General features: G+C 40.6%; 17 protein-coding genes and 1 tRNA gene. 9 read left to right on the top strand and 9 right to left on the bottom strand.

Annotated features, from left to right (window positions below):
* Nucleotides 1-198 precede the first annotated feature (198 nt).
* Together E2H97_RS13800 and E2H97_RS13795 are read left to right on the top strand one after the other, a co-directional pair.
* A complete protein-coding gene (locus E2H97_RS13800) occupies nucleotides 199-1,530 on the top strand; it encodes a sigma-54-dependent transcriptional regulator (RefSeq protein WP_133407676.1) in 1,332 nt (443 codons plus the stop codon).
* On the top strand, nucleotides 1,527-2,873 hold the full coding sequence (locus tag E2H97_RS13795; protein WP_133407675.1) for a sensor histidine kinase: 1,347 nt from the start codon (nucleotides 1,527-1,529) through the stop codon (nucleotides 2,871-2,873). Before E2H97_RS13800 ends, E2H97_RS13795 begins: the two co-directional genes overlap by 4 nt.
* Here E2H97_RS13795 and E2H97_RS13790 read toward each other — a convergent pair.
* The 6 genes from E2H97_RS13790 to E2H97_RS13765 all read right to left on the bottom strand — a co-directional run bounded on the left by E2H97_RS13790 (nucleotide 2,870) and on the right by E2H97_RS13765 (nucleotide 8,021).
* Complete coding sequence (locus E2H97_RS13790; RefSeq protein ID WP_133407674.1) at nucleotides 2,870-3,286, bottom strand: avidin/streptavidin family protein; 417 nt, start codon at nucleotides 3,284-3,286, stop codon at nucleotides 2,870-2,872. The genes E2H97_RS13795 and E2H97_RS13790 overlap by 4 nt on opposite strands.
* A gap of 72 nt (nucleotides 3,287-3,358) precedes the next feature.
* The gene (locus E2H97_RS13785; RefSeq protein ID WP_133407673.1) at nucleotides 3,359-4,774 is read right to left on the bottom strand and encodes a coniferyl aldehyde dehydrogenase; all 1,416 of its coding nucleotides are present in this window, start codon (nucleotides 4,772-4,774) and stop codon (nucleotides 3,359-3,361) included.
* Between the two features lie 112 nt (nucleotides 4,775-4,886).
* Nucleotides 4,887-4,962 (bottom strand) — tRNA-Phe (locus E2H97_RS13780).
* A 115-nt stretch (nucleotides 4,963-5,077) separates the two neighbouring features.
* Complete coding sequence (locus E2H97_RS13775; RefSeq protein WP_133407672.1) at nucleotides 5,078-5,983, bottom strand: hypothetical protein; 906 nt, start codon at nucleotides 5,981-5,983, stop codon at nucleotides 5,078-5,080.
* Between the two features lie 9 nt (nucleotides 5,984-5,992).
* A complete protein-coding gene (locus E2H97_RS13770) occupies nucleotides 5,993-7,168 on the bottom strand; it encodes a hypothetical protein (RefSeq protein WP_133407671.1) in 1,176 nt (391 codons plus the stop codon).
* 100 nt (nucleotides 7,169-7,268) lie between these two features.
* A complete protein-coding gene (locus E2H97_RS13765) occupies nucleotides 7,269-8,021 on the bottom strand; it encodes an outer membrane protein assembly factor BamD (protein WP_133407670.1) in 753 nt (250 codons plus the stop codon).
* 185 nt (nucleotides 8,022-8,206) lie between these two features.
* Here E2H97_RS13765 and rluD point away from each other — a divergent pair, with 185 nt between their 5' ends.
* Nucleotides 8,207-9,178: a 23S rRNA pseudouridine(1911/1915/1917) synthase RluD gene (gene rluD, locus E2H97_RS13760; RefSeq protein ID WP_133407669.1), complete on the top strand. Its 972-nt coding sequence runs from the start codon at nucleotides 8,207-8,209 to the stop codon at nucleotides 9,176-9,178.
* A gap of 105 nt (nucleotides 9,179-9,283) precedes the next feature.
* On the opposite strand, the gene E2H97_RS13755 is transcribed toward rluD, so the two are convergent.
* Nucleotides 9,284-9,817 (bottom strand): hypothetical protein, encoded by a 534-nt coding sequence (locus tag E2H97_RS13755; RefSeq protein ID WP_133407668.1) that lies wholly within the window; start codon nucleotides 9,815-9,817, stop codon nucleotides 9,284-9,286.
* Between the two features lie 14 nt (nucleotides 9,818-9,831).
* Nucleotides 9,832-11,055 (bottom strand): S1 family peptidase, encoded by a 1,224-nt coding sequence (locus E2H97_RS13750; RefSeq protein WP_133407667.1) that lies wholly within the window; start codon nucleotides 11,053-11,055, stop codon nucleotides 9,832-9,834.
* Between the two features lie 417 nt (nucleotides 11,056-11,472).
* On the opposite strand from E2H97_RS13750, the gene pgeF reads away from it, so the two are divergent.
* Complete coding sequence (gene pgeF, locus E2H97_RS13745; protein ID WP_133407666.1) at nucleotides 11,473-12,189, top strand: peptidoglycan editing factor PgeF; 717 nt, start codon at nucleotides 11,473-11,475, stop codon at nucleotides 12,187-12,189.
* A gap of 89 nt (nucleotides 12,190-12,278) precedes the next feature.
* Nucleotides 12,279-14,852: an ATP-dependent chaperone ClpB gene (gene clpB, locus E2H97_RS13740; protein ID WP_133407665.1), complete on the top strand. Its 2,574-nt coding sequence runs from the start codon at nucleotides 12,279-12,281 to the stop codon at nucleotides 14,850-14,852.
* Nucleotides 14,853-14,903: 51 nt separating this feature from the next.
* Here clpB and E2H97_RS13735 read toward each other — a convergent pair whose 3' ends face one another.
* On the bottom strand, nucleotides 14,904-15,353 hold the full coding sequence (locus tag E2H97_RS13735) for a hypothetical protein (protein ID WP_133407664.1): 450 nt from the start codon (nucleotides 15,351-15,353) through the stop codon (nucleotides 14,904-14,906).
* Nucleotides 15,354-15,676: 323 nt separating this feature from the next.
* On the opposite strand from E2H97_RS13735, the gene E2H97_RS19070 reads away from it, so the two are divergent.
* The 4 genes from E2H97_RS19070 (at nucleotide 15,677) to E2H97_RS13715 (ending at nucleotide 22,624) form a co-directional block, all read left to right on the top strand.
* A complete protein-coding gene (locus E2H97_RS19070; RefSeq protein ID WP_133407663.1) occupies nucleotides 15,677-16,219 on the top strand; it encodes a type II secretion system protein in 543 nt (180 codons plus the stop codon).
* A gap of 24 nt (nucleotides 16,220-16,243) precedes the next feature.
* Entirely contained in the window at nucleotides 16,244-16,744 is a 501-nt protein-coding gene (locus E2H97_RS13725; protein WP_133407662.1) for a GNAT family N-acetyltransferase, read from the top strand.
* A 228-nt stretch (nucleotides 16,745-16,972) separates the two neighbouring features.
* Nucleotides 16,973-19,786: a hypothetical protein gene (locus tag E2H97_RS13720; protein WP_133407661.1), complete on the top strand. Its 2,814-nt coding sequence runs from the start codon at nucleotides 16,973-16,975 to the stop codon at nucleotides 19,784-19,786.
* 150 nt (nucleotides 19,787-19,936) lie between these two features.
* Nucleotides 19,937-22,624 (top strand): TonB-dependent receptor plug domain-containing protein, encoded by a 2,688-nt coding sequence (locus E2H97_RS13715; RefSeq protein WP_133407660.1) that lies wholly within the window; start codon nucleotides 19,937-19,939, stop codon nucleotides 22,622-22,624.
* Nucleotides 22,625-22,652: the final 28 nt, after the last annotated feature.

Genomic DNA, 22,652 nt, shown 5'->3' with positions numbered 1-22,652 from the left:
CGCTGATGTGTCCGACCACACTATGAGTTACTTTAGGTAATTTCAATGCTTAGACAGGTGGATTTTTCAGACATTCTAGATCTTTTATTTCTTATTAATGCTGTCTATTCATCTCATGATAATTTCTTACATTAAATGCTCATATCTTTCGTGTTTTTCATGTATCGTGTTGCTAGGAAGAAAATAAAGTATTAACACATGGATAAAGTTCTTATCGTAGATGACAACCTGTCGGTCTGTCAGGCATTAGCATTAATGCTCGAACTTAATGGTCATCGTGCCCTGTTTTGTCATAACGAAGCCGATGCCCTGAGTATTATTGAGCAGCAAGATATCTCGTTGGTGATTCAGGATATGAATTTTAGTGCTGACACCACTTCGGGCCATGAAGGGCAAAAGCTGTTTTATGCCATCAGAGAGCTTCAGCCTAATTTGCCTATTATTTTGATCACTGCGTGGACTCAACTTGAAATGGCGGTGGAGTTGGTAAAAAAAGGTTCGGCAGATTATATGTCCAAGCCTTGGGATGACGATAAGCTGTTAACAAGCATTAGCAATTTATTGGAATTACATCGAGCCACAAAAAACAACCAGCAGCTAAAGCGAATTGATAACCAACGAACCGAACATATAGCTAAAGCCGATTTATGCGGATTGGTTTTTGCGAGTGGTACTATGCAGCGGGTAGTGGACTTAGCCTTGCAGCTCGCTAATTCAGATGTATCAGTATTGGTCACAGGTCCAAATGGTGCAGGTAAAGATAAGATTGCCGATATCCTTCACGCTAACTCTCCTCTTAAAGATAAACCTTTAGTAAAAGTAAATATTGGTGCACTGCCAAGTGAATTATTAGAAGCAGAATTATTCGGTGCAGAAGCAGGGGCGTTTACCGGAGCAACAAAAGCCAGAGTCGGTCGCTTTGAAGCGGCTAAAGGTGGTACTTTATTTTTAGATGAAATTGGTAACTTGCCACTTTCTGGGCAAGTAAAGTTACTCAGAATATTGCAAACAGGAGAATATGAGCGCTTAGGAAGTAGCCAAACTCGTAAAGTGAACGTGCGTGTGATCAGTGCCACCAATGCCGATTTACTGGCTGATATTGCCAATGGCAGTTTTCGAGAAGACTTATACTATCGCTTAAACGTTATCGAACTAAAAGTGCCAGCTTTGTGCGAGCGAAAAGATGACATTGTGCCATTAGTTGAGCACTTCATTGGCCCTGAATTCTCATTAGATAAAGTCACCAAACAAGCTTTGTTAGCCCATCCTTGGAATGGCAATGTACGAGAGCTTCAAAACGCTTGTAAACGTGCAGTGTTATTGGCAAGAGACAGTAAATTACAAGCAGTGGATTTCGGTTTGATAGAGCCAAATTTGTCGAGTACAAACCAAGACATTGACATTAATAAACAGCAGATATTAGATGCAATGGAACAACATGACGGAGTGATAGCTCATGTGGCTAAATCAGTTGGCTTGAGCCGCCAAGCCTTATATCGCCGTTTAGATAAATTCGGAATCGAACGATGAGTTTATCTTCAAGACTGGCTTTGATTGTCGCTACTTGTATTGGCATTAGTGTTTCATTAATTCTGTGGTTAAACGCATTATTACTGCAGCCCAATAGTTGGTTATCTAAATTGAATCAGTGGCTGGGGTTGGATACTAGTTTACTATTCCATTTCGCGATACTGTTTTTGGGTGTTTGTCTTGTAAGACGGATGACTGCCAACATCAGTAACAGCTTACAAGCGTTAGAAGTCGGACTATTGAATTTCAAAGATAATGACTTTAGCGTTACTGTACCTGAAGTGAAAGATAAGGAAGTAAGCCGTTTGGTCAGTTTGTTTAACCAAACGGCTAAGATTCTGCGAAAAGAAAAGCAGTCGATTTATCAGCGTGAATTGTTACTCGACAAAGTGATTCAAAGTTCTCCTCATATCATGTTACTGCTGGATAATGAGCAAAGAGTGATTTATTCCAACGATGCGGCTCGGCACTGGTTCGCTCAAGGTAAACCCATCGCAGGGTGTTTGTTGCAAGATTTAAGCAAAAATTTATCACCTGAAATGGCACAAATCATCCACAGTCAGCAACAAGGATTGTTTACTTTAAACCATGATGAAGCTAAAAGTTGGCATATCAGTCGTGGCAATTTTGCGTTAAATGGTCAGAATCATCATTTACTGTTATTAAAGCAACTAACGAAAGAGATCAGCCGCCAAGAAGTACAAGTGTGGAAGAAAGTCATTCGTATCATCAGTCATGAGCTCAACAATTCTTTGGCACCCATTGCTTCCATGGTGAACTCTGGCAGAAAACTCACTCAAGAAAACCAATCACCTCAGTTAAATTTGATTTTTGATACCATCGAAAACCGATGCTCTCATCTAAATCAGTTTATTTTTAACTATGCTCGTTTCGCTAAGCTTCCTTTACCTCAGAAAAGTCATGTTGACTGGCAAGTTTTAACTCAGCAACTCTCTCAACATTATTCATTTAAGCTGATAGGTGAATTGCCATCAGAGCAAGGCTACTTTGACCAAATTCAGATTGAGCAGGTTTTACTTAATTTGTTGAAAAACGCTCATGAATCTGGCTCAGAGGTAGATGAAATTTCAGTGGAAATTAAACCTATGATAGTTGCTGCTAAACTAGGCGTTAGCATTAATATTTCTGATGCAGGATCAGGCATGTCTGGTGAAGTGATGCAGCAGGCTCTTTTGCCGTTCTATTCAACTAAACAGTCTGGAACTGGGTTGGGCTTGCCGCTATGTCGTGAGATCATCGAAGCCCATGAAGGGCAAATCAGTTTGCATCATCGGCAACCTCAAGGGCTGACGGTACAAGTGTGGTTGCCGAGTTCAAGTTAGTTGATCTTTTGATACAAGTCGTGCCCTGTCACTCTGGCTTTCCAAGTATCTACTCCATTACTCTGTACTAAGTAGATAGTATCCAACGTTTTGTTTTCTTTGCCCACACTCCCCACCATTGCAATGGTGGTTGGGGAGCCACAATCTTCAAGACTCATACTGATAGCTAAAGCATTACCATTGCTTGAGCCTTTAAAAGGTATCGGGTAGCCAATACAAGACTTGGTATCAGCGACAGCGGTTTTGAAGGTTCCAGTAAAATCATCATTTTCAGTTTGCGTGATGGTTAATGTAGAACCGTGTTCGTTTTTCCAAGTGCCTATTAATTGCTCGGCACCGATATTAGATTGGCAAAATGCATTAAATGATGTGAAAGAAAATGCAAATAATACGATATGAAAAAGGCGTTTCATGGTAGGACTCCAGTATTCCTGTATAGCTTATTCGATTTTACTAAAGGAATACTGGATGAAGGCTTGCTAGACTTACTTCAAAAAGCTACCCAACAAGAATTTTTGAAGTTTGGTGCCGTAGGGTGGATGAATGAATTTCCCCATATCGAACCAACCTTTCTTTAACACTGTTTTTGCGTGACTAAAGGTTCTAAAGCCCTCTTTCCCATGATAGTGCCCCATACCTGACGGCCCAATGCCACCAAAAGGTGCATCATCAACGGCTACTTGCATTACGGTATCATTAATCGATACCCCACCTGAGTGGGTTTGGCTAATGATGTGGTTTTGGATATCTGTGTCAAAACTCATGATATACAGCGCTAATGGGCGAGGGCGTTGGTTAATGTAATCAAGACTTTCATCTAAGCTGTCATAAGCAACGATAGGGAGAATAGGGCCAAAAATTTCTTGTTGCATTAACTGCATATTATCCGTCACATTGGTGACTAATTGCGTTGCAAACTTTCTTTGTTGCTTATCAATTTCTGTATTGGATGCAGAGATAATCTTTGCGCCTTTCTCGCGAGCATCATCCAATAAGCCCACGAGCCTTTCGAATTGCCGTTGATTAATGATACTTGTGTAATCTGAGTTATTCTCAAGATCTTGATACATGGCTTGAAAGCGTTGTTGATAAGTATCAATGAACTCTGCAATACGATGAGATGGGCAAAGTATATAGTCAGGCGCCACACAGATTTGACCCGCATTTAAGCATTTACCGTAAATCAAACGCTCAACCGCGGTTTCAATTTTCATATCAGGAGCGATGATCACCGGTGACTTTCCGCCTAGCTCAAGTGTTACAGGAGTTAAGTTATCAGCGGCGGCACGCATGACATGTCGACCAACTTGAGTTGAGCCCGTAAATAATAAATGGTCGAAAGGTAAGGCTGAAAACTCAGCAGCAACATCAGCTTCACCCTCAACAACGGCAATATGATTCTCTGAAAACGTTGTTTCGATGATTTTTCTAATGACTACATTTGTGCTTGGAGTGAATTCAGAAAGCTTTAGCATCACTCGGTTGCCAGCGGCTATCGCAGTAGCCAGTGGTGAGAGTGACAACATGATGGGAAAGTTCCAAGGAACGATAATACCAACGACGCCTTTGGGCTGATAATGCACTTTGACACTGGCTGGTGCCAGCATCGCTCCTGCGCTTCGGCTTTCAGGTTTCATCCATTTTTTTAACTTGGAAATGGTGTAGTTGATTTGAGAAACCGTAGGGAGCGTATCACCAATCATGGTGTCGTATTCTGAGCGACCATTGTAATCCTGATTTAACGCAGAAATAAGATCGGTTTGATGCGTTAGAAGAGATTTTTTCAGGGCTTTAAGGAAGTGCAAACGAGCTGAGTAGGGAAGGTAAGGCTCATTCTGAAATGCTTGTTTTTGTTTTTTAAAAACAGAAAGTAACGGTGAAGCTTGCTTGGCAGTATTCATGCTTTTCTCAGTTTCCAGTCATCAAACAGAAATTAGAATAATAGCACTATAGCGCAGTGATAATTTTGATAAAAGTGGAGAATAATATGAATTTGATATGAAGAGTAAGAAGTGGTGCCCGAACCCGGAATCGAACCAGGGACACGAGGATTTTCAATCCTCTGCTCTACCAACTGAGCTATTCGGGCAACGGGCGTCATTAAACGGTTTTTTAGTGGTAGAGTCAACTGTTTTCATTCGGTTTGTGTAAAAAATGCAATTAAGCGGAGGATTTGTATACGATAAAGCGGATTCACGTTAATTTTACTTTGTTTTACTGCCTAAAAAATTGTTTGCATATAAGTTAAGTTCATCTAACTCCTCTTTTGTGGCTTGTTTTACATCATCGACTTCAGTGTATTCCGCTTTGTATTTCGCTGGTAGTTTTGGGAATTTGAATTGAGGCTGAGTTAAATAAAGGCGAACGCCCGTTTTGGATGCGGCAATCCACTTATAATTTACTGTGGAGTCGGTATCTAGCAAAATTGGGCTAGTTTTTAGTCTAAATAGCACCAAATTGTTTTCTGTTAGTTCTAGACCTGAAAATGGACACATCGGCGGCTTTATTGAAGGCCTGATTTTAGAATAACTGCTGGGGGATGGAAGTAAGGTTTTTGTTACGAGTTCACCATTTTCTTCTACTTGTTGAGTGCTACCTTTTGCAGGCCGGATGTCATTTAATTTAAGGAAAACGGCCTGTAGGCGTTTCCCTTTGTGGGTATCAAAAAATGCCTGGTAACTATCGAAAATTAAATCTTCGTCTGTTGTTTCTTTTGCAAAATAGTTCTCGACTAGTGTAAGTTCATTGCTGCCTGCTGAGTCTGATTGAGTTGCTGCTTGAAATTTTGTTTTGTATCTAGATGCCTTTGGTTCTTTATATAGAGGGGTTATTTGCTCTTGTATTCGCACTTTTTCTATGTGTTCCTCTATTTGTCTAGCGATTAAAGATTTACTGATAACGGCACGAACATTAAATGCTGCTTGAGGCTTTGATACAAATGTACTGAACTTACTGCCAGAGCTATGCGGGGGAGTGGCTCTGACGATGAATGTAATACCATTTATGATAAATTCACGGGGACCAAGCATTTGTTTTAGCATCTGCTGCATCACAAGTTCACGAACTGTATCCAGAGTGAACTCTGTCGAAGTGCCTGCTGAAGTAGCCATGATTCTTCTCTAAGTTTTGTCTTCAAATAGTTCAAATTGAGCTTGTGAAAAAGCAAATTTGGGGTGATTAAACCGATGAGTGCAATATTGAGCTTGTTGGTAATTATCTTGGGTGGTTATTCTTATGTCATCCTCTGTAATATCTGTTGCTTTGAATCCTGCGGGAAGGGATTCGTAGTTTTCCTGGGTTGAAAAGAGAAATAACCGTAAACCTCGACGAGAAACTGTAATCCAATGTTCCTCTTCTTGAGCTGGATCTGTTTGGGAAGGCTTATGTAAGCGCAGTTGAAGCGAATTGCTTTTACAGAGAGGCTCTCCAGTAAAAGGGCAAATACATGTGATACTTCTCCAACCTTTTTTGGGAACAAGTTGGTAAGCATGCCAATCAGATTGAGGTTTTAAGAGCTTAGTTACTGGATCAAATTTCTTGGCTTCAATTTCAAATTCTGCTGTTTTTAATTCGAACTGTTTTTCTACAATTTTTTTGGCAGCTTTACCTTCTTCTGTTTCCAAAAAAACTTCTAGGTTGGTTTTAAGGCGTTGTGGCTGGGCCTTAATCGTTTCGAAAACTGTAGTTGGATCGTTAGGTTTTTCGGTTGTAATTTCAGTAAATTCATCTTCTTCAGCAAGAGCTTTCGCTCTTCTTGCATCATCTTGGGCTAACGTTCGAACCCACTCCTCTTGTGTGGCACCTACAGGCGAAAGCTGAAATTCATTATCTTGCTGTTGTTGAGGTGTGCTTTGTTGTGTAGGGGGAGGAGTCGTTATTTCTCCTTTATAATCACATATAACCCAGCCCTCTAGTAGCTTTTCATCATCATCTGTACCAGCCTTTTGGTTGACGATATAAGCTCCTATATTGTGGGCTGTGTTAAGTAGAGGTGCTGCAGTGGGGTCAGTAACTCTGGCGGCACTAATCCCTTCCTCTAAAAAAGCAGTAAGAATTTTATCTTTATGGTATGCCTGTGGGACATTCGCGACTGGGATTACTGTAAACGCTTTAGTCTGACCATTGATTTCGAGATAATAGGCGCTTTGACGGTTTCCACGTTCACCAGTTTTTTTGTCGAGAACGTTACTCACACCCCCATCTTTATCGTAATGAAAATGCTCACCAAAGTTTTTAAGCCAAGCGTGCTGTGCTACCTGCTCTTGTAATGAAAATTTCCATTGTGGTATGCCCATTTCATTATTCCGTTTAACAAAGAATAATGTAAGTTTAGGCCAAGATAGAGAGTTGAGAAATAAAGGAAAGGCTGTAGTTATTACAGCCTTTTTAGAAAGGTTAGTTTAATAACGAGTTATTAGGATAATTAGCCTTTAATACACTCAAGGCATGATCTTCAAGCGTTTTTTGGCCTAACTCTTTATAGGCTTTAGCCATTATTTCTAATGCCTTTTCTCTTGATGGCGAGCCTTCAAATGTTTCTAATACATATTGAGCTCGGCTGGCTGCTGCACTCCATGCATTCATCTTAAAGTAGTACTCGGCTACGTGGATAGAGTATCGAGCTAAGCGATTCTTGATGGCTTGCATGCGTTGACGGGCATCAGCCGCATACTTGCTATTAGGATAAAGCTTGATTAGCTTCTCAAAGTCTTTAAAAGCTTGTTCAGAGTATTGAGGATCGCGATCAGTTCGGTCGATGTTCAATAAATCATGGAACAAATAATCGTCCGACTGCATATTGGTTAGGCCACGCATAAAGTAGACGTAATCAATATTCTTATTTGTTGGGTTCAAGCGAATAAAGCGGTCTATGTTTGCAAGGGCTTGCGCTGTATCTCCCGTTTTATAGTAAGAAAAAATCATGTCCAATTGCACTTGAGTCTTATATGGCCCAAATGGATAGCGAGAATCTAGAGCTTCGAGGGTACGGATGGCTTTAGAATAGTTACCCAAATCCATAGAGTTCCGAGCTTGAGAGTACAAAATCTCTGCTGTGGCTTTTTTAGATATTTCTTCTGGTTTACTGCTACAGGCATTTAGCGTTAATGCAAGCAGGGCTAAGGCAACACCTTTTGACACTCTATTCATACTTGAATTCAATTCTTTTAAAGTTGTAGTTAAGAATTTTTCCATTTCGCGATAAAATGGAAGTTATCCGATTGTAACAGAGATACCAGAGATTCTTCAAAACGTCGAGTGGAAATACTTGAAAACATCTGAATTATCAAAATCCGGTATTCGTATATTGACCCCAAAGTTGGGTTAGGGTTCCCATGGCTCAAGAGATTAATCTAAAAAGTGAGTTTTCAGCAACTCAAACAGGTCAGCGTTTAGATCAAGCGTTGGCAGAATTATTTCCCGATTATTCCCGTACTCGAATTAAAGAGTGGATTTTATCTGGTGCAGTATCCATTGACGGTGAGGTATGGGATAAGCCTAGAACCAAAGTAATGGAATTACAGCAGGTTCAAGTGCAGACTGAATTGCCAGAGGAAGTCGTCGCAGAAGCACAGCAAATTGATTTAGATATCGTTTATGAAGACGATGATATTTTAGTGATCAACAAACAAGCAGGCTTGGTTGTTCACCCTGGTGCGGGTAATCAAGATGGTACTTTGATGAATGCATTATTGCATCACTGTCCAAATATTGAGTTAGTACCAAGAGCAGGGATTGTTCACCGCCTTGATAAAGACACCACAGGTTTAATGGTGGTAGCTAAAACGGTGGAAGCGCAAACGCACTTGGTGGCATCACTACAAGCAAGACAGATCACCCGTGAATATGAAGCTATTGCTATAGGAACCATGACCGCAGGTGGTTTGGTTGATGCGCCTATTGGTCGTCATCCGACGAAACGTACTCATATGGCAGTGCATCATTCAGGTAAACCAGCTGTAACCCATTACCGCGTGGCAGAGAAGTTCCGTGCGCATACTCGCCTAAGATTACGCCTAGAGTCAGGGCGTACTCACCAGATTCGTGTTCACATGGCACATATCGGCCATATTTTGGTAGGTGATCCTGTCTATGGCGGTCGTCCGCGTTTACCAAAAGCGGCCAGTGCTGAATTTATTGATGTATTGAAAAACTTTAAACGCCAAGCACTTCACGCTGTTCGTCTTGAACTGCAACACCCAATCACTTGTGAAATGATGAGTTGGACGGCACCAATACCTGCAGACATGACAGAGTTAACGAAAGCACTACGAAAAGATACGGAATTAAATCCTACTGTTTTATAAGGTGGATAGAAAGACGAGTTGAACTTAGCCTTGCCTAGAACTGACTAAAAATAAAAAAGCGGTAAGTCTCTTTAAGACTTACCGCTAGCGTCACTCATCGAAAGATTATTCAGCTTTTTTTACGTCGCCAAAATAAAACTGATATTCCTCCAGTAATGCTTTCACCTTAGGATCTGCTTCGAATTTTTTCGTAGCTTCAGGCACTGTGCTTTTTACCCACTCTAATGGCTTTCCGCTAAGTTTGAAGCTGTTGTGTTCGCTATATAAGTTCTTTGCTTCGGTAAAGTTATTTGAAAACTCATAATAAGAAAGTCGCTTTCCGTTAACTCTTAGCTCATAACGGATGACAAGATCTTTGTTTGTTACGATTGGCAATACACCTAAGCTCATGCTCGACCACATTATAGAAGCAAAACTTGCAGCCGCGCCTCCTGCGGTTCCTTTAAAGGTATGACTGACTTCTAGTCTTATTGGGGCACCAATATGTTCATTATCAACCTTTGCAAACATGGGTTGTGCTTGGACTTCTTCTTTCATTTCGTCAAAGTTGAAAGAAGTACCAAAACTCATCGGTGGTATGGTGGTTGCGAAACTACTAACACTTAATAAGCTTAATGCAGCACTTAGTATCCACTTCATTTTTTATTTCCTTATTATTGATAGCAATTAAGTTGTACAACAGAAGATAATGCTGCGTCATTACTGATGCGAATATTACCTTTCATATTTGGCTCAACTTCATCGAAATCAATCTTATTTTTATTTAAGAACTTAGCGATGAATTTGCCGTTCAATGCAAAGTTAACATTCTGTGGTAACGTGCCTTCTTCTATTAAGGCTTTATAACTTAATGAACTTACAGCAATACCAAGTAATTCTCCGCCGTCAGAAACAACGGGGCCACCACTGGAACCAGGTTGAATTGGAGCTGAAAATTGAAAATTAGCAATGGAGCCTTTAAGACCACCGTGAGAACTCACGTTGCCACGGGTTAAGTTTGGAGACTGTGACAGTAAACCTTGTAATGGGTAACCGACATTCGTCACTTGCTCCCCTAAGAATAACTCCTGTTTTTTACGTAATGGTAAATATCGCTTCGCTTCTTTTTTCCCTTTAATTACGGCTAGATCTAACAAAGTTGATGAGGCTATTGGTTGAGCAATAAATGAGTCACCATCTTTACTAACTTTCGTATATAAGCATTGTTCCAATACATGAGCAGCTGTTAGGATTTGACCTTTCTTATTAATAAAGAAACCAGTACCACTGGAAAATGGTTTTTCAGTATTAGCAAGTTTTACAACATCAACATCAGACATTGCCATTTTTGCTGGATAGTTTTCTGCTGAAGGTTTTAGGGAATTAATCACTTCAACTAAAATAAGCTGCGTTGCTCTTAATGATACGTTATAAAGAGCAGCGTCATTACTGATATGCCCGAAAGCAACTGAGAATTCTTTTTTTCCTGTTTTGACAATTTTCATACTTGAATCAAATAAATTGTATTTCATTGTCATGGTTACGTCAGGGTAGGAGAACTTCCATTTAGGTTCGATATCAAGCAATAAGCCAAATTTATCTTCTGACTTGCGATCAAACGGGACTTTGTTATCAAAGTATGTAGAAATTGCATCATCAACAGCCGCTTTAAGCGCAGGTCCTGTGTTGACACGAGTTTTATGCGAGTTTATGTAGAAGCTTTGCTCAGTTAAAGACTTTGGGAGGTAATAGGCGAGTTGTACATTTCTAGGTAGTTCTATCCCCTTAGAAATCTTAACGCCTTTTGGAAGTTTCTTTGCATTCATTTTAGTTGTGCTTACACATGCTGTTAGCGACAGCATGGTTAACACTACAACGATTATTTTATTTGTTGACATATAAATCCCTGAATGTTTCTTAAATTACTACGCGATTAAAGGTCGTGTTTTGTAACCAGAGTTTTTAATTGGTTGAGATTTTAGCATGATTTGTTAACTAATAGCATTTATGTGAAATTTTGTTGTTATATGTTTGTTTTGCAATAGGTTGTGAGTGATTTTATCTGTAAAAATGCAGGGAGTAATTTAGAGACAAATCACGACTTAATAAAACAACTTCAATTGTTTATTTTTTTACAGCTAGTTTTTTGTTTTGTTGCCTAGAGGCCATATACAACTTCTAAAGTTCGAACGGGTATATTTGTTAATGAGAGTTGTTTATAGTGACTGAGTTATTATCCTCCAATGGGCTTTCATGTTCTTTAGTTCTTTAGTTCTTTAGTTCTTTATCAATCAACGGTAGTGATGGAATTTAGTATGTTCTTCAAACATGATTGGCCTGTACCTAATAATGTTGGTATGGCTATGACAAATCGTCATGGTGGTTTTAGCAAGTCACCATTTGATGGTTTAAACCTTGCCTTGCATGTGGAAGATGATGAGCAACAGGTATTGGCTAATCGTGAACTACTTAGTAATTCGTTAGGGTTAAAAATAAAACCTACTTGGCTTGAGCAAGTTCATGGAACGGAAGTGGTGACGTTACCACAACAAGGTGTTCCTGTTGCTGATGGTAGTTACAGTAACCAAGCTGGGCAAGTGTGTGTTGTGATGACGGCTGATTGTCTACCTATACTGCTTTGTAATGATTCAGGCTCTGAAGTCAGTGCGCTTCATGCAGGCTGGCGTGGGTTATGTAATGGTGTGATTGAAAACGGCGTTGCTAAGTTTCAATCAAAACCTCGGAGTCTTAGAGCTTATTTAGGCCCTGCGATTGGTGAGCAAGCTTTTGAAGTTGGAGCTGAAGTAAAACAAGCTTTTGTTGATAAAGACCTTAACGCTGAACAATATTTTAAACCACATGGTCAAAAATTTCTGGCTGACTTACAGGGGTTAGCGACACGAAGATTACAGAGCTTAGGAATAAAACAAATTTACCGCTCAAATCAATGTACTTTCACTAATTCTGATTATTTCTCTTATCGTCGAGAACAACGAACAGGCAGACAGGCCTCATTGATCTGGATTAAATAATTCACACATATTCGTACCTTTCTCGCTTGAAAAAACATCGATAAGCCCCATCTTTAAAATCAACAAAGTTTGATTTTTTAGGAGGCGGTATGCGACTCGACAGAATGACAAATAAATTTCAGCAAGCATTATCCGATGCACAGTCGCTGGCATTAGGACGCGATCATCAGTTTATTGAACCTGTTCATGTGATGTCTGCCTTAATGAATCAAGAAGGCACGTCTATTACTCCGCTCTTAAGTGAAGCTGGAGTCAATGTTCGAAGCTTACGTTCGGCACTTAGCCAAGAAATTGATCGCTTACCTGTAGTCGAAGGCACTGGTGGTGATGTGCAGTTTTCTCAAGCCATGGGCCGACTTTTAAACCTATGTGATAAAACGGCGCAAAAGCGAAAAGATAAATTCATTTCAAGCGAGCTGTTTGTTCTTGCGGCTCTTGAAGGTAGCGACAAACTAACAGCATTACTGAAAGATGCTGGGGCTACCGTAGAAAAAATTGAAAAAACCATAGAGACCATTCGTGGTGGTCAAAATATGGATGATCCTAACGCAGAAGATAATCGTCAAGCTTTGAAAAAGTATACGGTTGATCTTACTGAACGCGCTGAGCAAGGGAAATTAGATCCTGTAATTGGTCGTGATGAAGAAATTCGCCGTACGATTCAAGTCTTACAACGTCGTAGTAAAAATAACCCTGTGCTCATCGGTGAGCCGGGCGTGGGTAAAACCGCGATTGTTGAAGGTTTAGCTCAGCGTATCGTTAATGGTGAAGTGCCAGAAGGCATTAAAAACAAGCGTGTACTTTCTTTAGATATGGGTGCGTTAATTGCGGGGGCAAAATACCGAGGTGAATTTGAAGAACGCTTAAAAGCGGTATTGAATGAGTTAGCTCAACAAGAAGGACAGATTATTCTGTTTATTGATGAGCTGCATACCATGGTTGGCGCAGGCAAAACCGATGGCGCTATGGATGCGGGCAATATGCTCAAACCTGCTTTGGCTAGAGGCGAGCTGCACTGTGTAGGTGCAACTACTTTAGACGAATATCGCCAATACGTAGAAAAAGATGCTGCCCTAGAACGCCGTTTCCAAAAAGTGTTGGTGGAAGAACCTAACGTGGAATCGACCATTGCCATTTTACGTGGTTTAAAAGAGCGTTATGAGCTTCATCATCATGTAGAAATTACCGACCCTGCGATTGTTGCTGCTGCAACTATGTCTCATCGCTATATGTCTGATCGAAAACTGCCCGATAAGGCCATTGATTTAATTGATGAAGCCGCATCCTCGATTCGTTTGCAAATGGATTCCAAGCCTGAGCCATTAGACCGACTTGAACGTCGTGCTATTCAGTTGAAACTTGAAGAACAAGCGCTCGCAAAGGAAAAAGATGAAGCCAGTGCTAAGCGTTTAAAAACCTTGCGTGAAGAGTTAAATAAAGTCGAAAAAGAAGTGGCTGAATTAACTGAAGTCTGGACAGCAGAAAAAGCTGCTTTAGCTGGTACTCAGCATATTAAAGCCGATTTAGAGCAAGCTAGACATGATTTAGAAGTCGCTCGCCGAGCCAGTGATTTGGGTCGCATGTCTGAATTACAGTACGGCAAAATTCCAGAGCTAGAAAAGCAGTTGGATTTAGCGTCTCAAGCGGAAATGCAAGAAATGACCTTGCTGCGTAATAAAGTGACAGATGTAGAGATTGCTGAAGTGTTATCAAAAGCAACGGGTATTCCAGTTGCTAAGATGATGGAAGGGGAAAAAGAAAAGCTGTTACAAATGGAAGATGCTTTGCATGAACGAGTTATCGGACAAAACGAAGCTGTAGATGCGGTCGCAAATTCGATTCGTCGCAGTCGTGCTGGTTTGTCAGATCCTAATCGTCCAATTGGTTCTTTCTTATTCTTAGGTCCTACAGGTGTTGGTAAAACTGAGCTGTGTAAATCACTCGCGACGTTTCTTTTCGATACCGAGTCGGCATTAGTGCGAATTGATATGTCGGAGTTTATGGAGAAACACTCTGTAGCTCGTTTAGTCGGTGCGCCTCCGGGATATGTTGGCTATGAAGAAGGTGGTTATTTAACTGAAGCAGTAAGACGAAAGCCTTACTCGGTCATTTTACTTGATGAAGTAGAAAAAGCGCATCCTGATGTATTCAACATTTTGTTGCAAGTATTAGATGATGGACGCTTAACGGATGGTCAAGGTCGTACCGTTGATTTTCGAAATACTGTAGTGATCATGACATCTAACTTAGGTTCTGATTTGATCCAAGAACATGCTTCAGATCTTAATTACGAAGAAATGAAACAAGCGGTAATGGGCGTAGTTTCAAATAATTTCCGTCCTGAGTTTTTAAACCGTATTGATGAAACTGTGGTGTTCCATAGCCTTGGACAAGAGCACATCAAGCACATTGCGGGCATTCAAATTGAAAACTTACGTAAGCGTTTGGCGGACAAAGATTACAGCCTTGAGTTGAGTGAAGATTCGTTAGACTTGATTGCTCACGCTGGTTTTGATCCTGTTTACGGTGCAAGACCACTTAAGCGAACTATTCAAACGGAAATTGAAAACCCATTGGCACAGCAAATACTTCAAGGGAAGTTACTACCTGGAACGCCTATTAAAGTTAAACGGGTAGATAATGAATTAGTGTTTGAGCAGTAGCTTTGATTACTTGATAGAATAAATGCCGCTATTTAGCGGCATTTTCAATGGTTAATCCCAATCGCTGCATTTATTTAAGACACATTTCACGCCAACATAATTTTTTGCATCACCGTTGTAGAGTACTTTACCTCCCATCATGCTGATGATTTCCACTTTCTCAGTATCATGCTTTACCGTTTTATTGGACATAATGATTAACCCAAGTTGAGCGAGTTGAGCATCACCTAGTTTAGTATCGGGAAACTTCAACACTAGCGGGAGAATCGATAAATTTCCTACAGGAATACACGTCGCAGGATTTCGTTTTAATTTACAAGCCAGAGAGGGAATAGCTCCCATCGGCGTATAGTTGCTCGTCGGAATTTTGGATGAGCTAACAGTAATATTGTCACTCTGACTCTGGGTTTTTATTGCGGTATGAGTTGAGGCTAGAGCCGTACCAGACATCAAGAATAAAGATGTAACTGCGAGAAGTTTTAACTTTTTCAATGTACTCATTGTTTCTCCTAAAATAGTGAACGAAAAATGAGCCGATACGAGGTTGAACGTATCGAGGACAGATAAATCTACAGATACAAATCAATTCTTGTCAAAGTGAATTTGTTAAGACCAATTCTTAAAAATAACGTCTTCTATGCTTGTTATTGATTATTCGAAAAAAGAGTCGTTATATTTGTTGGATATAAGCTATGTTTGAGCTTTTATCTACGTGCAACTATGGTGATTTATGCTGCAATAAATTAATATCTCAGGAATCATTAACCAAATTGTGATTTGGTAATTGAAATACTGATTTTTTGCTTTAATGGAGATAATTTACGATGCAAGGCGTGAATAAAGGATTCACCTTAATTGAGTTAGTCTCTGTTATCGTTCTACTCGGTATCTTAGCCGTGACGGCATCCAGTAAGTTTATCAATTTTGAAGATGATGCTTTAATTGCGACTCATAAAGCTACTGCGGCATCATTTAAACAAGCGATTAACTTGGCGCATATCAAGTGGAGGGCAGAGGGGTATACGACAGGAGTTGAAGAATTTAATATTTACCCTCAAAGCACTAAAAATATTGATATGAATCGGTTTGGATGGCCTGCACAAAGTTACCCCCATGGTAATGAATCACCTGATGCGCTTGATCTCAATAACGGTGCCGATTGCCAATCTGTATGGAATCAAGTATTGGACGATAATTCTGCAAGAGCAGCTGAGCAAGGCAGAAATAATGATTACGTTAATGCAAATGAAGCCGATTATGTTGTTGAATATATAGCTACAGCTCAATGCCGTTATCGTCATGTCAAAAAAAATACCCTTACAGTCAGTTATAACGCTCATACTGGCGAAGTGTCAGTTGGGTTGTAAATATTTAATGGAATAAATCAAAGAATGACAACAATTACAATTCGTCATAGTCGTACAGAAGATATTGAAGCCATCATGAGTTTGTACGAACAGCCAAGCATATATGCAAATACCCTTCAATTACCTCATCCTTCTATTGAAAAATGGAAAGCATTTTTAGGGAAATTGCCCGAAAACTTCCACAGTCTAGTTGCCGAAATTGACGGAAAGATCGTGGGACAAGTCGGCATGGAAGTATTTACTCGACCGAGACGTAAGCATGTCGCTAATTTAGGTATGGGAGTCTGTGAATCAGCTAGAGGACAAGGAGTCGGTAAAGCATTATTAAAAGAAGCGCAAAAGCTCGCTCATGATTGGTTGGCTGTTTCTCGAATTGAAATTGAAGTGTATACCGACAATCAAGCTGCAATTGCCTTATATAAGAGTTGTGGCTTTGAAATAGAAGGGACAGCCAAGAATTATGCGTTTCGTGATGGTCAATATGTTGATGCTTTTTATATGGCTTCTTTAATTCAGTTGAATTGAACTGTTCTCCGAGTGTCGTCTTAGTTTATAGTGTTTGAAGTCATTCTGTAAGTTGCTGTTTTATTTTGAAAACAATGTTCGGTGTAATTATTTTGTAGTATTTCTTAAACCTTTCTTAAATATAAAATAAATATTTTAGAAATATAAATGCAGTTCTTTTGTCATTTTTAAGCGTTAGTTTTTACCTGCCTAAAAACTTAACCCTAAATTCCGTCCTCGGAGATGACAATGGAACTGAAGAATCTTTTTAAATTGGCTGCTTTAACAACAGCATTAGCGTTAGCTGGCTGTGGCGGCGATATCAACGTAAACACTGGTAGTGATGGCAACAATGGCGGTGGCGTGACACCACCTCCTCCTGGAAAAACTGCTCAAGAAAAAGCCTACGGTGGTTTTGCATCGAAAAGTACTACTCTTGCTAAAATTGACGGAAAAGAAGTGTGGGTACTCAAAGGCACTCTAGCTCCTTCTTCAGGCCCTTCAACGATTGGCAATAATGGTGGCCAAGACGGTAAGCGTATTGTTTTAGGTAATGATGTTGTTTGGTTACTTGAAGGTGCGGTTGTTGCTGGTGGTGATAATGCAAAACAAGTTGATTTAGAAATCCAAGCAGGCACTAAAGTTTTAGGTGCTAGCCAATCTTATATTGCGATCAGTCGTGGCTCAAAAATCAAAGCTATTGGTACTGAAAGCGCACCAATCGTGTTTACCTCTCTTCAAAAAGGCCTTGGTCAAAAAGGTGAAGCTGGCCAGTGGGGTGGTTTAGTCCTTCTTGGTAATGCGCCTGTAAATACTTGCCCTGACTTGAATAACTGTTCAGCATCTTTCGAAGTGGGTGATTACAGCTACGGTGGTAATAAAGCTGACGATAATTCAGGTTCTATCAAATACGTTCGTGTTGAGTTCGGTGGTTTTAAAATCAACGATACTCAAGAAATGAACGGTATCTCTTTTGCCGCTGTAGGTAGCGGTACGCAAGTTAGCCATATTCAAGTACACGAGAATAACGATGATGGTATCGAGTTCTGGGGTGGTAGCGTTTCTGTTAAGAATGTTGTACTTACCAATAACTTCGATGACTCTTTAGATTGGACAAACGGTTGGACAGGTGCTGCTCAACACGTTTATATCCGTCAAAAAGATAATGGTTCTAACCGTGGTATCGAAGCAGACAGCAACAGCGATGCTGCGGCAGAGCCAATGTCTAACCCTGTATTAGCTAACTTCACTATTGATGTGGCAGAAGGCGCAAACTCTGGTGGTGATGATGCAGAGGGGATCTTGTTCCGTAAAGGCACAGCAGCAAAAGCGTACAACTTATTGGTTAAAGGTGGCGCTGCGTCAGGTGAGTGTTTAGAAATCAATGGCAGTAGCACAGTTGCAAATGTTGAAGCGGATAAATTGACTGTTGAAAACAGCATCATTGATTGTACCGAGCCATTTAAGAGCACAAAAGACGATGCTGATAATGTGATTTTAAACACCGAAGAATGGTTCTTAGCTGATGGTAAAAATAATCTAGCTGCGGCTTCTGATTTAAATGGTTATCAGCCAAACCCATCTTCTCCAGCTCGTACTAATGGTAAAGCAAATTTAGCCAACGAAGACAGCCGTTTAGATAACGCTGAGTATGTTGGTGCATTCGATGGTACAAACGATTGGACTACTGGCTGGACAACCGATATTCATTCTGGTGAGCAGCCTGCAGCAGGCCTACCTGAGCTTAACTCTTGTCCTGCAGGAACCACTTCTGAAACTGTTACTGCTGGTTTGTTTAAAGACTCAAAAGTTAATCTAGTTTGTAGCTTATCTGGCAACCTGACTTCTAACGTAACTTTACTAGCAGGTTCTAACGTACTTTATAAGTTAAAAGGTGGAGCGGTTCTTGTTGGTGGTGATAATAAAGACTCTGCAACCTTAGGTATTCAAGCGGGCGTTAAAATCTTCTCTAAAGCGGACTCTTACATTGCTGTAAGCCGTGGCTCTAAAATTATGGCTACAGGTAGTAAACAGCGTCCAATCGTAATGACTTCTGAAGAAGATGTTATCTCTGGTGCAACACCTTCTCGTGGTCAGTGGGGTGGTCTAGTGCTACTGGGTAACGGCTTAACAAATAAGTGTTCAGACAAAGCGAACTGCGATGTTTCATTTGAAGTTGGTAGCCATAACTATGGTGGTAACAATAATGCAGATAACAGCGGTCAGCTAAGTTATGTTGTCGTTAAGTACGCTGGTTTCAAAGTTAATGACACTCAAGAGATGAACGGCATTTCATTTGCGGCTGTGGGTAGTGGTACTCAAGTTGACCACATCCAAGTTCACGCAAATGGTGATGACGGTGTTGAATTCTGGGGTGGTGCGGTAAACCTAAAGTATGTTTACTTAACGCATAACTTTGATGACAGCTTAGACTGGACGAACGGCTGGACAGGTAAAGTACAACACTTATACATCACTCATGAAGATGGTCAAGCTAACCGTGGTATCGAAGCTGATAGCCATAAGAGTGCAGGGGCAACACCTATCTCTAACCCAACGCTTTCTAATGTAACTATCCTACCGGGTGTTGATACTAAGAATGCGAGTGGTGATAAAGGTGAAGGTATCATTCTTCGTGTCGCTACCAAAGGTTCTCTACACAATCTTCTGGTTCAAGGCCGTAAAGGTTCAACTGAGGAAACTGAGTCTGGTGAGTGTTTAGAGCTTGATGGTTCTTTCCCTGAATTGGTTGACCATGCTAACGATAAGTCTCTACAAATCACCCACTCAGTGATTGATTGTAACGAACCATTCAAGTACAGCGATGGTGATGATAAAGCAGATAACGATATCGACACTGAAGCTTGGTTCAAAGCTCAAGAAGGTAACAAGGCAACTGCAGTAACACTAACCAACGGTAAGCCTGCTTCTGATGACGCAACTTTGATTGGTAAAGGTAAAGACCTAAGTGCAGACAGCTTCTTCGATAAGACCAATTACATTGGTGCTTTCGATGGAACAACTGATTGGACTGAAGGCTGGACTTTCAACCCTGAGAAGTAATTCCACTCAACCGACGGCCTATGCGGTCGTCGGTTTCTTTAAAAAAAGTAATTTATGGCGATTGAAAAGTTGCTTTTTTTAAATACCAAAACACACCCTAAGTGAACGTAAACCGCAGTCGATGACGGTTTGAGACAGGACAGTCAAGAAATGAAGACCAAGCCAAATTTTTCCACGAGTAAATTAACAAAAGCTATTGCCCTTGCTATGTCAGCGGCGGCAGCTTTTACGGTTTTACCTGCGTTTTCAGCGGAAGATGCTGAAGCAACAACTGCTGATGAAAATAAGGTTATCGACAAGGACGATTTTCCAATTGAAGCCATTCAAGTTATTGGTCGTTTAAGAAGTTCTGCTTCAGCCGCCATGGAAGAGCGTCGTGAACTACCAACCGTTGCCGATTTAATGGGCTCAGAGCAAATTGGTCGAACAGGTGATAGTGATGCAGCAGCAGCTCTTCGTCGTGTGACAGGACTGACGTTGAAAGATGGTAAATTCATTTACGTTCGTGGTTTAGGTGAGCGCTATTCATCGACGTCATTAAATGGCGCTGTTGTTCCATCACCAGATCCTACTCGTAATGTTGTGCCGCTGGATATGTTTCCAGCATCAATCATCGAGTCACTGTCAGTACAAAAAGCCGCTTCTGCCGATATGCCTGCCGCGTTTGGTGGCGGTCATGTCGACATTCGTACTAAATCGATTCCATCCGACTTCATGTTTAAGATGTCTGTCGGCACTGAGCACAACTCGAATGACTCAAACGATAGCTATACCTACAAAGGTGGAAGTGATGATAAGTGGGGTAAGGACGATGGTACCCGTGCTATGCCTAAAAGCATCACCAATACCATCAAAGCATATGGTGGCTTAAGCCCAATTGATATTTTTACTGGTTCAAAAGGAAAGCTTACATTCCAGCAAGCTCAAAGCCTAAATCGCTCATTAGCATTAGATATGAATCGCAATATGGCGATTGATACTAGAGACACCCCAACGCCAGTAAACGCGAATATTGCCGTTGGAGACAAATGGGAAGTCGGTGAAGAGTCAGTATTTGGATTAATCGGTGCTGTTGCTTATAAGCGTAAGTCTGAAAACTACACCAAGCGTGAAGTTGAATTAGACGGTGATGCTAACAATGTGCAAGTTGAAAACCAAAAAGACATCAAGGGAACGGATTCAGTTGTACAAGTTTCAGGCATGTTTAATATGGGCTTTGAGCTAAACGATGACCACAAAGTAGAAACCTTCACTACTTACTTACGTGACACCTCTGATGACGTATCTATAGGTATTGAAGAAACTATTGACACCATTGGTGAGCCAAATGCTTTACAAGTCAATGACATCGAATACGAAGAGCGAACACTGATCAGTAACCAAATCCGTGGTGAACACTACTTGACCGATTGGTGGGATATTGAAGCCAAGTGGATGTATTCTGACTCTCGTTCACGTCGTTATGCACCTAATGAGTTAAGTTATACCTATAACGTAATTGAACAAAATGATGGCACTTTCACTAACGCTGTTTTAAATACTCAAGATGCGCCTAAATACGTTTACAGCAATTTGGAAGATGACTCTAAAAACTATGGTTGGGACGTTACATTGCCATTAGAGTTTGGTAATAACGTAGTGAAGATAAGAGGTGGTTATCAGTACTACGAGCGTGTTCGTGATAGCGATGCCACTCGTTTAGGGCTTGAGGTTGGTTTAGCTCCAACAGCACCTAATGGTTCAATTTTATCAGAACGCTTCGATAAAATTTTCTCGGACGGAAACATTGATAATAACCGCCTAAAGCTTGAGCTTCGAGACGCCTCTACAGACACTGAAGATTATGTCGCTACAGAAAAGAACGATGCTTACTTTGGTAGTGTAGATATTGATTTTGATGATGTATGGCGCGTATATGCAGGCATTCGCTATGAAGACTTTCGCCGTGTAACGTTACCTTTAACCCCAGAGGGGCGAATTTCTGACGAGAACGGTCGTTATGATATTTTAGATTACATTATAAAAGATGATGGCATCTATCCTTCACTGTCTGTCACTTGGAAAGATTCTGATATTACTCAATGGCGTATGGGGGTGAGTAAAACTGTCGTTCGCCCAGATTTACGTGAAGTTTCACCTGTTCGTTTCCAAGATCCGGTGACTGGATTCGATTTCTTTGGTAACCCAGAACTGGAAAGTTCAGATATTGTTAACTTTGACCTTCGTTGGGAGTGGTATTCTGAAGAAGGAAACAGCTTCAGTGTAGGCGGCTTCTATAAAGACCTAGAAGCACCAATCGAGCCAATTCAACGTATTTCAGAAGCCGGTCGTCAGCTTAAATTTTACAATGCTGAATCAGGTTTAATTTATGGTATCGAAACGGAATTCTTACACGATCTTGAGTTCTTAGGTGGTATCGGAGAACACTTTTTTGTTGCAGGAAACTTAACCTTAAGTGACTCTGAAATTGAAATTTTACCGAATGGTGAAATTGACCCAACCAACAAAAAGCGTCGTATGACAGGACATTCTGAGTGGGTGGCCAACTTACAATTAAGTTTTGATTCCCCAGATGATGATCATAGCGCTACTTTGGTTTATAACATTTTTGGTGAGCGCATTGCTTATGGTGGCCGTGGTGGATTAGACGATGTTTATGAGCAGCCATTCAGTAGCTTAGACTTCACTTATAGCTATACACCCAGTGAGTTCTGGTCTGTTAAGTTTAAAGCCAAAAACATTCTAGGCTCTGAAACTGAATATGATCAGCAAGGTAAGCAAGTATACGCCAAAGACCCTGGAACAGGTCTTTCATTGCAAGTTAGCTATACCTATTAATTTACAAATTACGTAGAACAAAAAAGGC

Source organism: Parashewanella tropica, from assembly GCF_004358445.1.
Lineage (GTDB): Bacteria > Pseudomonadota > Gammaproteobacteria > Enterobacterales > Shewanellaceae > Parashewanella > Parashewanella tropica.
Note: the sequence above shows the minus strand (reverse complement) of the source record. Positions and strands in the feature narration are given on the sequence as shown.